We start from the raw sequence: 16,579 nt of genomic DNA on the forward strand, positions 1-16,579 counted from the left end.
CCTGTCAGTTACGTTGACAGAGCTTATTTAGACGGCGATTACAGGCGATTTTATCGGCGTACGCAGCGCTTAGTAATCAATCACAACATCGGTCACCGGCACGCTACAACAGGACAATACATAGCCTGCGGCAACATCCTCCTCGGTAATACCACCGTTGTGCTCCATATTGGTTTCACCGGCTTTGATCAGCACTTTACAGGTACCACAGATCCCCATACCACAGGCTTTCGGAATCAGCAGATCTAGCTTAGAGGCGGCGGCGTGTAGCGTTTCACCCGGTGCGATCTGAATACTCTTACCTTTCCCAGCAAACTCAACTCGCAACATATCCGCCTGAGTCAGCGCATCGGCTTCTTCCTGAGCGATTTCCGCATTTTCAATCGCATCTTCTTCCACCTCAACCGGCGTCGCACCAAACGACTCCTCATGATAATGGGACATATCAAAGTTATTATTCTGCAGCAGTGTTTTAACCGCATTCATATAGGGTGCCGGGCCACAACAGAACACTTCACGCTCCATAAAATCAGAGGCGATAATATCGAGTTTCGTCTGATCGAGATAACCCCGATAACCATGCCACGCCTGACCGCTTTCAATTTTCTCGCAAATCAGATGCAGACCAAAGTTACCCACCCGGGAAGACATATGATCCAACTCCCTAGGGTAGATGATATCTTGCGGGGTACGAGCGCTATGAACAAAGGTGATATCCACATCGGCATTGGTATCAAACCACCAGCGCGCCATCGACATCATCGGTGTGATACCCACGCCACCGGAGAGCAGTAATACTTTTTTAGCCGGAAAATCAATACAGTTAAATAAGCCGACCGGGCCATGCACCGCCAGCTCATCACCTTCTTTCATGTTGTCATGCAGCCAACTTGAAACCAAACCGTTCGGGTCTCTTTTCACCGTAATCGAAAAGCTATAGGGCACCGAGGGTGAGCTAGAAATGGTATAGGAACGCATCACCATCTCACCGTTAATCTCCAGCTCTAGGGTGACAAACTGGCCCGGTTTAAAGAAGTACATCACTGGCTGTTCAGACATAAAACAGAAGGTGCGCACATCCCAAGTTTCTTGAATCACTTTGACACAACGGACATTGTGTCGACCATTAACCCAGGTTTGGGTATTAACCGGAATAAAACTCTCGGAACCAACGGTAGCAGGAATGGTAGTCGTCATGGTGTATCTCTCATCAGTGCGCGGTAATGCATCGGTTCAGTTACTGACTCAACTGCTTGCCCCCTAATGCCATTACACGGCGGTGACAGAAACAGTGACTCATCATTTCATATTCATTCATTGCATTGTCTGCCGACACTGCCTCGCGCTATTAACCATAAACGACACTTAATTGCTTAATGCGACCATATCCATGACAAAGCTAACGCTAGCGGCACAACAGCGCCTGCAATAGGTCGAAAAAGGTACTGAATCCTGTCGCGAATAGTCAACCTCGGAAACACAGCTAGGTAGAAGATGACTCCATGCAATACCTCTACTCCGGTCAGGGTTAATCCTGATCAACTATTTAAGCAGCACAGAGTGCTTTGAAGGAAGATCCAACTGATGAACCAAAATGACCTACTCAATACAACCTGCGCGACGATCCATGAAGCGCGTGAGGAAATGGCGAATCTACTTGAAGCACGGCCGGCAAACTACTCACTAGCCCAACCATTGTATAACGATCCGCTGATGTTCCGGATTGATGTGGAAGAGGTGTTCCAGAAAGAGTGGCTGTTCGTTGGCATGACCAGCGAAATCCCGTCCCGTGGGGACTACTTGACGGTGGAGGTTGCACAAAATCCGGTGCTGGTTATCCGCGATGCTGACGGCAGCATCAACGCCTTTCATAACACCTGTCGCCATCGTGGATCACGCATCTGCACCGAACACCGGGGCAAAGTCGCTAACCTTGTGTGCCCTTACCACCAATGGACCTACGACCTAAAAGGTAACCTGCTGTTTGCCGGTACCGAAATGAATGAAAGCTTTGACAACAAAGAACACGGCCTGAAAAAAGCCTTCTGTAAAACCGCCGGTGGCTTTATCTTTGTTTGCTTAGGAAAAGACGAGCCCGAAGGCGACTTCGATGATTTTTTAGCCACCCTTGAAGAATATATGGCCCCTTATGATGTGGAAAACACCAAACTAGCGGTGGAATCTAACATGTATGAACAAGCCAACTGGAAGCTGGTGCTAGAAAATAACCGTGAATGCTATCACTGTGTCGGCAACCACCCTGAGCTACTGAACACCCTGCTCGAATGGGATGACACCAATGACCCCCGTGCCTCACAAGAGTTTATCGATCACTGCAAAGAGCAAGCTGCCCGATGGGATGCCGAAGGTATTCCCCACGAACACCGCAGTTTCGGCCCCGGTCTGCGCAACCGTATTGTGCGTATGCCTCTGAAAAAAGGCACCCAAGTGATGACCTTAGATGGCGAAGCCGCCTGTAACAAACTTCTAGGGCGCATTAAAAACCCCCAGCTTGGCTCCATGCGTATTCTGCATCTACCGAACTCTTGGAACCATATGCAGTCCGATCACTTTATTGTATTCCGCGTCTTGCCGATCTCGGCTCAGGAATCGATTGTGACCACTAAGTGGTTTGTCCATAAAGATGCCGTAGAAGGGGTTGATTACGATCCAGAACGTCTCCGGCAGGTGTGGGATGCGACCAACGATCAAGACCGTATTCTGGGGGAAGAAAACCAGCGCGGTATTAACTCTATCGGCTATCAGCCAGGCCCATACTCAGAAACCTACGAGTTTGGCATTGTTAACTTTATGGAATGGTATAGCGACACCGTGCAGAGCAATTTAAAGCAGCGTTAAGTGGGCTTACACTCAGCCTTTACGTTAATGATAAAAAAGAATACCCGCATTGTTTGCGGGTATTCTGATCTTAATCGTGTCGTAAACCTGTTTACTTGGCTCACTTAGCATAGGCTGACTCTACCGCCATCATCGGCGCCCACCAATAGGCAAACGTATGCAGCTCACCCACCACCATCCGTTCACCAATTTTAGGCACGGCTAACGCAACTGAAGCATTCCACGCCAGTTCGCTTATGCGCTCCAAAGGTTCATACCAAGCATGCATAGCCAAATCAAAAGTGCCGTTATGCACCGGCATCATCACCTTGCCCTGCAAATCTTTATGGGCTTGCAGACTTTCCTCCGGCGTCATGTGTACCTCGGACCAAAGCTCATTGTAGGCCCCGTTTTCAATCATCGTCAGATCAAAGGGACCGAAGCGATCACCGATCGCCTTGAAGCCGGCAAAATAGCCACTATCGCCACTGAAAAAGAGATTGTGCTGCGGCGTTTTGATCACCCAAGATGCCCATAGCGTTTTATCGCGATCATTAAGCCCTCGGCCAGAAAAATGCTGTGCAGGCGTTGCGGTTAACTGTACCGCACCTAACTGCACCGATTGCCACCAATCCAGTTCGGTGACTTTTTCAGTGGTTACTCCCCAGCGAGTCAGGTAGTCTGCCAACCCTAAGGGAACAACAAAATAATCTGCCTTGCCAGCCAACTGGCGAATACTCTCTTTATCCAAATGATCATAATGATCGTGGGAGATCAACACCCCAGCCAAGGGTGGTAGCTCCGCAATCGTGATCGGCGTTTCATGGAATCGTTTTGGCCCGGCCCAATTCACCGGAGATGCCCGCCTTGAAAAAACCGGATCAATGAGCCAATACTTCCCCTGCACTGCTAGTAGTAGTGTTGAGTGACCTAAGCGGTAGATAACCGTGTCGGCGTATTCCTGCAATAACGACTGAGAATCGATGGGCACGATCGGCATCTCGGTCGATGGGGTCGCTTCGGCATGTTTCTCAGTCATAAAACGCCAAGCAATTTTAGCCACTTGCATCACACCGTCTTGGCGAATGGGGGTCAGATTATGAAAACGCCCTGTCTCAAACTGAGCTGAATCAGGGTAGCTCCGCTTCGACTGACTCAATGAACAACTAATACCCGCCATCATGATTCCTCCAATAAGAACTAACACAAGCCCGCGCATAACTCGGCACCAAAAGTAAACTATACGGTGTAGTTTATATTTATATCTTTAAAAGTAAACTACTTAGTGTAATATTTAAAATATCATCACTCATCTATCACTCTTTTAAGTAGCTATCGATGAATCAACGCGAACGTAAACAAGCGGCCATTCTTGCCGCCGCCATCAGTGAATTCCAGGAAAAAGGCTTTCAAGGCAGCAGCATGGATGCTATTTCATTGCGAGCAAAGGTATCCAAGCGAACGGTCTACAACCACTTTGAGAATAAAGAGGCGTTGTTTCAGGTGATGGTTCAGCAACTATTTGAACTCAGTGCCGAACAGCAGGACTATCGCTACTATGCCGACCAGTCACTCAAACAGCAGCTCAGCACCATTGCGGAACGTAAAATCAAACTGTTTAACGATCCGCATATGAACAACCTTGTTCGGGTTATTTTTTCTGAATGCATCCACTCGCCAACATTAGTACAAGATGCACTGCAGAAATTTCAACAACAGGAGTTGGGATTAGAAAGCTGGATTAGCGCGGCGATTGCAGATAATCGGTTAAAAGAGGTCGACCCCCACTATGCCTCAGAGCAGTTTATGGGGTTAATCAAGAGCGTCACCTTCTGGCCTCAACTACTGATGAACCAGCCATTACCCGAAGCGCAGCAGTGTCAAAAAATTATTGATGACTCGGTGAGTATGTTTCTCAATTTTTATCAGTGTTAATTCACTACGCTCAGCAAGCCCTAAGCGCTTTCAAGTAAGCACAAGGCCTCTTGCACCACCGGCAACATAATCGGACGCTTCGCATTAAACTCAGTAAATGCTGCTCTAAACTCGGCACGTATCCCATCATTCTGAGCCTCAAGCCAGCGCAACGCCACCTCGCTACATTCGGCCGGTGAATCGATCTCTGCCGGTAAGGGAATGCCTACCTGCATCAACCAGTCACGATAATCATCTTGGTCGATCAATTCGGTAATCATCATAGGATATCTCCCGTTAAACTCGATTTAAAAAGGTTTATAGCACGCGATTAAAACAAAAAAAGCTGGCACATCGCCAGCTTTTTAAAACATTAAAACAGGCTAACAAAAACCGTCTTAGAGCTCGGTTTTTAAACCTTTGTAAATACTAAAACACATCAATAACAGAATCGCCGTAAACGGTAACCCTGTGGTCACAGCACCGGCTTGCAAAGCTTTGAGCGCTTCAGCACCACCGCCATACAGTAGTACTGCGGCAATCAAACCCTGTAATACCGCCCAGAAAATCCGTTGCGGTACGGGGGCATCCACTTTACCACCGGCGGTGATCGAATCGATCACCAGTGAACCGGAGTCCGATGAAGTGATAAAGAATACCAACACCAGAATAATTGCCAAGGCTGAAGTAATCGCCGTAAACGGCAGGTTTTCCAACATCTGGAACATCGCCAGTGACACATCGGTCAAGCCGTTCGCCAAAGCACCCGTACCACTTTGTACTTGATCCAACGCCAGTGCGCCAAACGCAGCCATCCAGATGGCGGATACAATCGTTGGAATCAACAGCACAGCGATCATAAACTCACGTACTGTACGGCCTCTAGAAACCCGCGCGATAAACATACCGACAAAAGGAGACCAAGAAACCCACCAAGCCCAGTAGAAGACAGTCCAACCGTTATAGAACTTGTCATCTTCGCGGCCAACCCAGTTACTCAACGGTACAATATCCGTAGCATAGTTGGTGACCGTCATGACCAAGTTGCTAAAGAACCCGGTCAGTGACCCGGCGAGAATCACAAACAGCAACAGCACGCCGGCGATCCCCATATTGATATTACTCAATACTTTTACGCCGCCTTCCAAACCACGAATAACCGAGAGAATGGCAATCCCTGAAACCGCGGCAATGATAATAATCTGCGTGGTGATATCGTTATCGACCCCAAACAGAAAATGCAGACCGGCAGAGGCTTGAGACGCGCCCAACCCCAGTGAAGTAGCCAGACCAAAGATCGTTGCCAGCACCGCCACTATATCGATAACATGGCCGATAGGTCCCCATACGCGCTCTCCCAAGATGGGATAGAAAGCAGAGCGGATCGTCAGTGGTAAACCTTTATTGTAGGTAAAGAAAGCCAAGGCCAGTGCGACAACACCATAGATCGCCCAAGGGTGTAGACCCCAATGAAACAGGGTTGCGCCCATCGCAGCCGCAGCACCTTCAGGTGTATTCGGTACCGCATTTAACGGTGTGCCCCACCAATCGGTATAGTAAGCCACCGGCTCGGCAACACTCCAAAACATCAAACCAATGCCCATACCCGCAGCAAAGAGCATAGAGAACCATGACATGCGGTTAAAATCGGGTTTGGCATCATCGCCACCCAAACGAATACGGCCCACGGGCAGCACAATCATCAGTAAGCAAAACAACACAAACACATTACCACCGATCATAAATAACCAGTCGAAGGTTTCTGTTGACCAAGTACGTGCGCCTTCAAGCATCTCTTTCGCATCAGCAGGGAAAACCAGGGTTAGCACAATAAACACAATAATAGCCAACGCGCTGGTGGTAAACACGGGGTTGTGGATATCCATTCCCAACACCTGAACGTTATCCTGACCGGCCTTATAATCAGAGGTGTATTCCGCTGATTTCGGACCGCTTTGAACTTTATGGTTCATAGAATTACTCCAGATTCTTTTTTATAGAACTGTCAAACAGGGTGCAGAATTACCAGTAAACCATCAGAGCCAACAGGTTCCATACTCAGCAACCTCACGCAACAGTGCCTGGATCAATCTCAGATTAAGAAGACAGTTATTACCTTCAACGAAAAAGAGATCGCAGGTTGCATCGATATTACGAGTATTGGCCGATTGACAACTGACTCGTTACGACAGAAAAAACGACAAAATGCCTGTTTTCGACAGCGCGTTATACTAACGGAAAAAGGGGGTGAATAATGATGAAAAGCAAAAAAAACCACTTCGAAGCCGTGAACCCTCGAAGTGGTGAACAATAACCTGATGATCAAATTTAATTACAGATTCGATTTTGGGTCAGGCGGCGGTAAAAAATCACCAATAATGAAGCATCCTCATCATATAAAAGTCGTTCTCAAGACACTCCTCATTTAGCGGCATTTTTTAACGTATTAACGACATTTAACCGCTTATTGACTGCTGATAGCATCACGAGGATTAACGTAACACACCCTCTTCTATTAACAGATCAACAATAGCCTGCGCTTGTTCACCGGCGGATTCCTGCTTCATTATCCGGCCCCCTTCAGATTGAGACTTAGCCGTCGCCGCTTTAAATCGTTCAGCTGCCGTTTTAGCCTTAATCACCTTCAATCGTTTAGGCCGTTTTTTGGCCACCGCTTCATGCCACGATTGACGTAACGTATCGGTTTCAGCATCGACAACCGTGACCGTCATTGCCGCTCGTTGAGCCGGACCGAAAGCGCTTTGACGTGCCATCGGTGCGGCCGTATCAATGCTAGCAATAAAGGGGAGTCGCACCTTGACCGCACGGCGCTGGCCCCGAGGTAACGCCTGTAATACTTCGGCGACGCCCTCTTTAACAGAGACAATATCCGCGACGCGAGGGACAATAGGCCAACCGAGTTTTTCTGCCAATTGATATGGCAGCATACCCGAGCCTTCACCGCTTTCGGCACGCACGCCGGTCAGGACAATATCCACATCGGACTGCTGTAGCTGTTCCCCTAAAGGCGCGACCGCATCCGCCACCGGATCAAGCTGTAAAACATTAATCGCGGTCAGCCCCATGCCAGCATAACTTCTCAAACTTGGCTCGTTGGGATCACCGGCATGCAGCACCACCAATCCATCGGCATGATCCGCCGATAGTCGCAGGCCTAATTCGACCGCTCGACTGTCTTGATCAGCACGCCGCACCCGACCCGACTGTGGATGTTTTCCCACCGACACTAAGGTGACAATTTTTAGCTGTTGTGATGAATTAGGCTGCATCCTGATCTCCCTCTATCGATGGCTGTGCACGAAACGCCTGCACCCGCTTTATCAGTTCACCTAGAATCTCTTCACTATCACCGATAGCACTGAGCGACGCGCGTTTAACCATATCGCAGCCGGCATCGGTATTGATCGCAATGACCTTATCGCACTGCCCGATACCCTGCATATGTTGAATCGCACCGGAGATACCCACCGCCAGATAAACCCGCGCGGTCACCCAAGTACCGGTCGCGCCGACTTGGCGGAAACGTGGCATAAAGCCATCATCCACCGCCACTCGGCTGGCACCTTCTGTCGCACCCAACACCGCCGCCGCCGCATGAAACTGATCCCAGTCATGGATGCCATTACCGGCCGACAGAATAAATTCAGCCTCAGCTAATGCAACCGCATTAGGATCAACAGCCACGGGCCCTTGATCGTGCAACTGCGACATTACTAACGGCCTTGACGTCAATGTCACCGGCAGGGCTTCATGTCGAGTTTCATCGATCTGATCCGCACACTCCTCAGCTAACATCAGTAACCGTGGCGTGGCACGGGTAATATCCATCGTGCCACCAGCACCACGACACACCGCTGTTTGATGATCCACCTGCCACGCCTGTACTGCTGGGCGTTCATAAAGTCGCGCCGCCAAACGAGACCCCAGATCAGTGCCACCATTGACACTATCGGGAAATAACCAGTGGCGCGGCTGATACTCGTTTTCGACCTGTAGCAGTGCCGCAAGACGCTGCTCTGGGCAATATCCCTCATAAATATCGTCATCGAGCAGTAACAGTCGATCCACACCGGCGGTATCGAAATGTTCCTCTTTCGAGGCCCCAAAGCCGACGGTTAATACTGCGCCGGCACCTTCAATGCCTGCGGTCAATTTATGTGCTTGGCCAAGCACATCTTTATCATGGCCCGTGAGCCGGCCGCCCACCATATCCGCCACAACAACGATATAGAAATCAGGGTTTTCAACCCGGTGTAACGGCAGCTGAACCTCTTGGGAAGCACTGCGTCGTCCTTTACCAGAGGCCGCGGCATTACCTTTCAGGCGATCGATACGCTTAATACCGTTCGGCCCAATAAAGCCGACACGATGAGGGTTTTTACGCAATAAACCACTTGGTCCACGTACCTCAGCGGCATCATCACTCACCAGCGTGCCATGTAACGGATGTAACCGGTTACGGGCAATCCATTCTGCACGAGGGTCACGTCGCACGATATCTAACAAATTATGATTGGACATCAGTGCACCTCCTTAGCTAAGCCGTTGGCAGCAGGATCAACCAACTGATCCACTAGGATCTCAGCAATATCTTTCACCTGCGGACGCGGTTCAACCACCCCTTCGAGCATCGCTGTGCACTGTTGACAGCCTACCGCGACAAGCTCGGCACCTGTCTCATTCACATCTTCCATCCGCATATCGGCAATACGACGATCACCCGGGATATCCGTCACCGGTGCGCCACCGCCGCCGCCACAACAGCGGGAACGGAAACCGGAACGCTCCATCTCCGCGATTTCAATACCCATCGAACGCAGCAGTTCACGGGGCGCTTCATATTCACCGTTATAGCGTCCCAGATAACAGGGATCGTGATAGGTCACTTTGCCACCGATGAATGGATCTAACTGTAAACGCCCCTGTTGCACCAATGAATTCAGGAAGGTCGTATGGTGGAACACCTCAACCCCCTCTAATGCATCCGAGCCGAAATCGTTATATTCATTGCGTAAGCAGTGAAAGGCGTGCGGATCGGTGGTAACAATTTTGCTGAACTTATATTGAGAGAGTACCGCTAGGTTACGCTTCGCCAGATTTTGGAAAGTCGCATCATCACCCAAGCGACGAGCAACATCGCCGCTATCGAGTTCTTCATCTCCGAGTACCGCAAAATCAACCTTCGCTGCTTTCAGCAATTTCACGAAGGCCCGCAGAATACGCTGGCTGCGCATATCGAAAGCACCATCGGACACCCAAAACAACACCTCAGCTTCACGTACCTCTTTCATCAATGGCAAGTTTTGATCCGCCGCCCAGTGTGTCCGACTCGCGGGTGCATAACCGTTCGGGTTATCCGTGGCAATAATGTTATCCAGCACTTCAGCGCCCTTGTTGGGAGTGCTGCCCTTTTCCATCGTTAGGAAGCGGCGCATATCAACAATGGCATCGACGTGCTCGATCATCATCGGACACTCTTCCACACAGGCACGACAGGTAGTACAAGACCAAAGTGTTTCTGGGTCTAATAAGCCTTCCGTAATGATCTGATCCGGCCCACCTTGGGCATGACCTACCTCTTTCCCAGGATAGGGACTACCGGCATACTTCGCATCGCTGCCACCCGCTAGGCCAACCACCATATCTTGAATCAGTTTCTTCGGATTCAATGGCTGACCGGCGGCAAAAGCAGGACAGACCGCTTCGCACTTACCGCACTGCACGCAGGCATCAAAGCCGAGCAATTGATTCCATTTAAAATCGGTCGGTTTAGCGACACCCAACACACCACCAACCTCAGTGGCCAGCGATAGATCTACCGGTTTCAAACCCGTTGAACGACCACCACCAAACCTTTCTTGCCGCCGATGGAATGCCAAATGTAACGCCCCAGCAAAGGCGTGCTTCATCGGACCACCCCAGGTCATGCCAAAAAACAGCTCGCCCATGCCCCAAATAATCAGCGCCGTCAGCACCAGCGTTAATAGAACCCCACTGGTCTGTGCCATAAAACCATCAGACAGCACACCGGCCGCCGGTAGCGTCAACACAAAGAACCCACCGGCAAAGGCCAGCAAGCTTTTCGGTAGACGCATCCACGGACCTTTGGAGATCCGACTAGGCGGATTCAAACGACGTTTAAAGACAAACAGCGCGCCGACAAACATCAACGTCAGCGAGGCCAGCAACGCCCATGCCAATAGCTGGCTATCGACACCTAGCAGATGTACCAGCATGATCAACAATGCCGACAAGACAAAACCGCCGCCCGTGGCCGCATGGGTTTTAGACATGTATTTGTCACGTTCGACAATATCATGCAGATCATGCAGGTAACGTCCAGGCATCGCCATCAAGCCCGCCATCAGATCAATCTGATCTGGCTGACCCGCACGCCATAACTTAACCCGACGTACAGCACCGATCACTGCCAGCAGCAGTGCCGTTGCAATCAATAAAGGATTTAACCATTCGAAACTCATACTTCACCCTCGTAACTCAGGCGGAGAGCAATGACTACTCTCATAATCTGACATACCCGTTTTTTCGAACTGAAACCGTAACGTTGATAAGCGTCATGAGCGCAGTAAGAGCAAGGTAAACGTCGGCGGCGGAGCTGAGCATAGCCCTGCTATCTAAGCAGCCACCGACCTTTAACACAGCGATTACAAACGCAATAGCTCAAACGGATTACAAGTCCTTGCACAATCTCAAGGCATCATACATCGCCGCATGAACGTTACGCTGCGACACACAATCACCTAAGCGCCACAGAATCATGCCGTCGCCAGATTCACTCAATACCGGTTGCGGTTTGATATCAAACAGCGCCTCATTATTGATCTGCCCCTTGTTGCGAGACGCCTCTTTCAGGTCGTAATACAGCTCTTCATTCGGGCGAGTACCGTTTTCAACTACCACCTGATCGACCACACGTTCTTCACGCTGACCGGTGTATTCGTTCTCCAACACCGCCACTAAGCTATCCCCTTCGCGATAGACTTTTTCCAGCAAGAAATCTGAGGTCATAATCACCTCTTTCTCATACAAAGAACGGTAGTACGTGGGGAAGGTGGTACCGCCAATACCGACACCGGGCTTAATATCATCGGTGACAATCTCTACTAACGAGCCTTTAGCCGACAGGTAATCCGCCGCCGACAGACCCGAAAATTCGCAGATAGTATCGTAGATCAACACGTTCTTACCCGGTTCAACCTTGCCACTAAGAATATCCCAGCTAGACACAACCAAGCCCTCTGCAGCACCCCATTCAGGGTTCTGATCGATAAATGGCCGACCGCCTGTCGCGAGAACGCAAACATCCGGCTTTAGCTCATTAATCAGCGCTTCATTGGCGGCCGTGCCTAAACGGACATCCACACCGAGACGCTCAAGCTCCATTCCTAACCAACGGGTAATACCGGCAATTTGATCCCGCTGCGGTGCTTTAGCCGCTAGGGTAATTTGTCCGCCGAGTTCGTCAGCTTTTTCCAGCAGAATAACCTCATGGCCCCGTTCCGCCGCAACCCGAGCAGACTCCAATCCACCTGGCCCACCACCGACCACGACGACCTTACGAATCGGCCCAGTGGTTTTCTCGATAATATGTGGCAAGCCCATATATTCACGGGACGTTGCCGCGTTCTGGATACAGAGCACATCGAGGCCCTGATATTGACGGTCGATACAGTAGTTAGCACCGACACACTGACGGATCTGATCCACCTGATCGTTTTTGATTTTGGCGATAATATGCGGATCGGCAATATGCGCCCGGGTCATACCGACAAAATCGACATAACCGGCTTCAATAATACGTTTCGCCTGATTTGGGTCTTTAATGTTCTGGGCATGGATCACCGGCACATCAACGACTTCTTTAATACCGGCGGCCAGATGTAAAAACGGCTCCGGTGGATAACTCATATTTGGGATAACATTGGCCAAGGTATTGTGCGTATCACAACCGGAGCCGACCACGCCGAAGAAATCCAGCTCGCCAGTCGCATTGTAATAGACGGCTATCTCTTTCATATCCTCATGGTTCAAGCCGTCGGGATGGAATTCATCACCGGTGATACGCATGCCCACGACAAAATCACGCCCTACTTCGGCCCGCACCGCTTTGAGCACTTCCATACCGAAACGCATACGGTTTTCAAAGCTGCCGCCCCATCGGTCGGTACGTTTGTTAACCCGTGGTGACCAGAATTGATCGATGAGGTGTTGGTGTACGGCAGACAGTTCAACACCGTCTAGGCCACCCTCTTTAGCGCGACGTGCTGCCTGAGCGAAATCACCCACCACCCGCCAAATCTCTTCTTCTTCAATCACTTTGCAGGTGGCACGGTGAACCGGCTCACGAATACCAGAAGGCGACATCAGGTTGGGCCAGTTTTCACCATCCCAACGGGAACGGCGACCCATATGGCTAATCTGAATCATGATCTTACCGCCGTGCTTATGCACCGCGTCAGCTAGATTCTGGAAATGTGGGATAATCCGATCTGTCGATAGGTTAACCGAACTCCACCAGCTTTGTGGACTGTCGATGGACACCACACTGGAACCACCGCAGATACAGAGGCCACAGCCACCCTGGGCTTTTTCCTCATAGTATTTAACGTAGCGATCCGTGGTCATACCGCCGTCGGTCGCATACACCTCGGCGTGAGCCGTACTGACAATACGGTTACGAATAGTCAGATTATTAATCTTTAAAGGCTCAAACAGAACATCAAACTGGGACATGATATCTCACCCCGATTACCATTAATTAGGAAGGCTCAACTAGCCCATTGGCGGACTAATCGATCCCTTATGCTAGGCATAATCATTGTTATAAAAAGCAGTGCAAAGGCCGCTCAACTCGGTGAGATCTGTTGCACCGAGCCGATCTTGTTATTAACCGTTAGCTACAGCGGTTTGACCTCAAAATAACCCACCTCGCAACCCTCTTCGGCAGCGCACTGTGTTTGTTCAGATTGCGTGCGAACCGGATAGCCTAAACTCTCGGCAACCTGGTCCAGCGCACCGGCAAACCAACCGGTAAACATATAGTCCACCTTACGATTCACCTGACCGTACTGATAAACGAAGCAAGAGTTTTCCAACCGAACGGTGGCCGTGCCCGCTTCAACATCCAGCGCTTCAGTGATAAAGAATCCCCACCCCCGCTGAGACAAACGCTTCAGATAGTGATGCCAAATATCCGCACCTTCGAGACCATGCTCTTCGGCCTCCTTTTCACACCAGTAATAAGCTGATTTGTAGCCGGCTTTATAAAGAATATCGGCATAACGTTCGGCGCCGATCTCCTCTTCTATACCCATATGGTTGTTAACGAAGAAGTGACGCGGCACATATAGCATCGGCAGTGCGTCGGTGGTCCATACGCCGGTTTCATCATCAACAACAATTGGCATTTCGGGTGCGTGTCCACTCATGATTCTCTACCTCAAAACTCTCTATCAATTCTGTTTATCTCAGCCGATCAAATCGGCTGAAAAGTCTAATAATGGTGTCGATTGGGTAAGGTCAGCCGGTAACTAATCTTGGCTACAATTACTCGCCCCAAACATCTTTCAGCAGGGTTACCCAGTTCTCACCCATAATCTTGCGTACTTGGGTTTCAGAGAAACCGTGGCGTAACAGCGCTTCAGTCAGATTAGGAAACTCTCCGACCGTACGAATACCCTTCGGGTTGACGATTTCGCCAAAGCGAGTCAAACGACGGGCATAACCTTTATCGTGGGTTAGGTACTCAAAGAAATCGTGGCCGTGGCCTTGAGTGAAGTCAGTGCCGATACCGATCGCATCTTCACCAACGATGTTGTACACATATTGAATCGCTTCGACGTAATCATCGATAGTGGCGTTAACACCCGCCTTCAGGAAGGGGGTAAACATGGTGACGCCGACAAAACCGCCTTTATCCGCAATATACTTCAGCTCTTCATCGCTACGATTGCGCGGGTGTTCTTTCAAACCCGATGGTAGGCAGTGGGAGTAACAAACACGTTGCTTGGATTCGTCGATCACCTCTTTTGCGGTATTCGGGCCAACGTGGGATAGATCACACAGTAAACCATGCTTATTCATCTCAGCGACGATCTCTCGACCGAAACCGGACAAACCACCATCACGCTCATAGCAGCCGGTGCCAACGAGGTTCTGGGTGTTGTAGCACATCTGTACAATGCCCACGCCTAGATCTTTAAACGCCTTAACGTAGCCGATCTGATCTTGAAACGGATTGGCATTCTGAAAGCCCATCATCACACCGGTTTTACCTTCCCGCTTGGCGCGTTTGATATCTTCGGTGGTGCGCACCTTGATCAGCAGATCACTGCTCTCTTCGATCAGGTTATTCATCTCAACGATATTTTGTACGGTGCCTTCAAAGTTTTCCCAGAAGGCCACGGTACAGTTCGCCGCCGTTAGGCCGCCTTTGGCCATATCTTCAAACAGTGCGCGCTCCCATTTGGCGCAGATCAAACCGTCGATAACAATGGCGTCTTTGTGTAGATCAGCTGCATTCATTGTCGATATCCTTATGAATCAGAGTTAAGGCCCCGGCACATCAAGCTCAGGCCCTCAGGTAAAAAGACCTTTGGCGGCCTTTCATCATTAGGATCAGTGTAGTTTTTCATGAAGAATCAAAAGGGGCTGGAAACGACTTACACGCTACTAAAAGCGACGGGGGAGGGTAAGATTGTCCGCAGAAGCTCAAAGGTAAACTAAAAAAGTTAAGCTCACTTAACCTAAAAGCCGACGATCGCTTGCACTACTTGCACTAAACGGTATCGACATTTCAGGCTTTGCTGAACAAGTCTTCGATGCCAGATCAACGTAACGCCCGCTAAGCTATACAATGGGCATGTATTTAGCGATCAGAAGCAAGAAAGGTTATTTTACACATGAGCATCTGAGATTTTTATTTAACTATTCCTTTTTTAAGAACTGTAGAATTTCAAAGGCGCTATCAATCAATTAAACTTCAGGCCAACTATTTTTATGAATACAGCATCCATTCCATCTCAGTGGACTTAAGCGCCTCTTCAACTTCAGTGAAGTTTGTAATTAGATCACCCAAGCTTTCAGGATTCATAATCGATGTATTGGCTCTCATTTTTTTTGTATCAACCGAAAGAAAATCGGTTATTTTTCGTTGTACTGATGATAAGGGATCAACAAGATCTTCGTAGAAGATTTCTAGCACCTCATGATCTGAAAACAACTCATTGTAGCGCGACCTTCGGTGCTCGTATAAATTTGATAGATTTACCACCTCATCGATACTTAAACCTATCTTCCTAGTAGAAATATCAGGCCTTTTTGCCTCACTCTTTAGCTGAAAAACCCTTGTTTTTTGGGATATAATTTCGGAAACATGCGACCTCAAAACATTGCGGCGATGCAAGTGTATTATTTTAATATCAGAATCAGCTTTAATAAGGTCCCAAGTGATATCGTGATTCGCACCACCAGGGTGATTGTAGTGCAACTTAAAACCAACAGCTTTAACATGCCGATACTGAGGTGAATAGATATTATTTATTTCATCTCTAGGCTCACTATCCGGATCTTTTAAAATCTCGCCTTTACATTTTATCTGAGAATGTGAATCGAGCATTCTCGTCAACATAGAAGAACCCGTTCGTCCTTTGCAGATGATAACAAACTTTTGAAAAGACAGGTTTCGCTTTAGTATGTCCATTTTCTCACCAAGTAAATATCAAACAAAAACTTTTCACAATAGTGAGCAAAAAACATGCTAAAAAGTCATTATTTATGGGAATGA

Annotated in this window: 13 protein-coding genes; 2 read left to right on the forward strand and 11 right to left on the reverse strand. The window is 49.2% G+C overall.

Features of this window, described 5'->3' with window-relative positions:
* Positions 1-69 precede the first annotated feature (69 nt).
* Positions 70-1,197 carry an FAD-binding oxidoreductase gene (locus AC0L4K_RS12855; RefSeq protein WP_473266498.1) on the reverse strand — a complete coding sequence of 376 codons (1,128 nt, stop codon included), beginning with the start codon at positions 1,195-1,197 and terminating at the stop codon, positions 70-72.
* A 387-nt stretch (positions 1,198-1,584) separates the two neighbouring features.
* Between AC0L4K_RS12855 and AC0L4K_RS12860 the strand changes: the two genes are divergently transcribed.
* The gene (locus AC0L4K_RS12860; RefSeq protein ID WP_473266500.1) at positions 1,585-2,859 is read left to right on the forward strand and encodes an aromatic ring-hydroxylating oxygenase subunit alpha; all 1,275 of its coding nucleotides are present in this window, start codon (positions 1,585-1,587) and stop codon (positions 2,857-2,859) included.
* 100 nt (positions 2,860-2,959) lie between these two features.
* Here the strand turns inward: AC0L4K_RS12860 and AC0L4K_RS12865 are convergent, their stop codons facing one another.
* A complete protein-coding gene (locus AC0L4K_RS12865) occupies positions 2,960-4,021 on the reverse strand; it encodes an MBL fold metallo-hydrolase (RefSeq protein WP_473266502.1) in 1,062 nt (353 codons plus the stop codon).
* A 155-nt stretch (positions 4,022-4,176) separates the two neighbouring features.
* On the opposite strand from AC0L4K_RS12865, the gene AC0L4K_RS12870 reads away from it, so the two are divergent.
* Positions 4,177-4,773, forward strand: a complete 597-nt coding sequence (locus AC0L4K_RS12870; RefSeq protein ID WP_473266504.1) for a TetR/AcrR family transcriptional regulator — start codon at positions 4,177-4,179, stop codon at positions 4,771-4,773.
* 20 nt (positions 4,774-4,793) lie between these two features.
* Here the strand turns inward: AC0L4K_RS12870 and AC0L4K_RS12875 are convergent, their stop codons facing one another.
* From AC0L4K_RS12875 to AC0L4K_RS12915, 9 genes are all read right to left on the reverse strand, one after another.
* On the reverse strand, positions 4,794-5,036 hold the full coding sequence (locus AC0L4K_RS12875; RefSeq protein WP_473266506.1) for a hypothetical protein: 243 nt from the start codon (positions 5,034-5,036) through the stop codon (positions 4,794-4,796).
* 114 nt (positions 5,037-5,150) lie between these two features.
* Positions 5,151-6,725 carry a BCCT family transporter gene (locus AC0L4K_RS12880; RefSeq protein ID WP_473266508.1) on the reverse strand — a complete coding sequence of 525 codons (1,575 nt, stop codon included), beginning with the start codon at positions 6,723-6,725 and terminating at the stop codon, positions 5,151-5,153.
* Between the two features lie 519 nt (positions 6,726-7,244).
* Positions 7,245-8,042 (reverse strand): electron transfer flavoprotein subunit beta, encoded by a 798-nt coding sequence (gene etfB, locus AC0L4K_RS12885; protein WP_473266510.1) that lies wholly within the window; start codon positions 8,040-8,042, stop codon positions 7,245-7,247.
* Positions 8,032-9,294: an electron transfer flavoprotein subunit alpha gene (etfA, locus tag AC0L4K_RS12890; protein WP_473266512.1), complete on the reverse strand. Its 1,263-nt coding sequence runs from the start codon at positions 9,292-9,294 to the stop codon at positions 8,032-8,034. The genes etfB and etfA overlap by 11 nt, the downstream gene beginning before the upstream one ends.
* Positions 9,294-11,255, reverse strand: a complete 1,962-nt coding sequence (locus tag AC0L4K_RS12895; protein ID WP_473266515.1) for a (Fe-S)-binding protein — start codon at positions 11,253-11,255, stop codon at positions 9,294-9,296. Before AC0L4K_RS12895 ends, etfA begins: the two co-directional genes overlap by 1 nt.
* 208 nt (positions 11,256-11,463) lie before the next feature.
* Positions 11,464-13,527 carry a dimethylglycine demethylation protein DgcA gene (dgcA, locus tag AC0L4K_RS12900; RefSeq protein ID WP_473266517.1) on the reverse strand — a complete coding sequence of 688 codons (2,064 nt, stop codon included), beginning with the start codon at positions 13,525-13,527 and terminating at the stop codon, positions 11,464-11,466.
* Positions 13,528-13,691: 164 nt separating this feature from the next.
* Positions 13,692-14,222, reverse strand: a complete 531-nt coding sequence (locus tag AC0L4K_RS12905) for a DUF5943 domain-containing protein (protein ID WP_417224138.1) — start codon at positions 14,220-14,222, stop codon at positions 13,692-13,694.
* A 118-nt stretch (positions 14,223-14,340) separates the two neighbouring features.
* Positions 14,341-15,318: a dipeptidase gene (locus AC0L4K_RS12910; RefSeq protein WP_473266518.1), complete on the reverse strand. Its 978-nt coding sequence runs from the start codon at positions 15,316-15,318 to the stop codon at positions 14,341-14,343.
* Between the two features lie 472 nt (positions 15,319-15,790).
* Positions 15,791-16,495 (reverse strand): Stf0 family sulfotransferase, encoded by a 705-nt coding sequence (locus AC0L4K_RS12915; protein WP_473266520.1) that lies wholly within the window; start codon positions 16,493-16,495, stop codon positions 15,791-15,793.
* Positions 16,496-16,579 lie beyond the last annotated feature (84 nt).

This window comes from Amphritea sp. GJ51-11 (assembly GCF_055808735.1).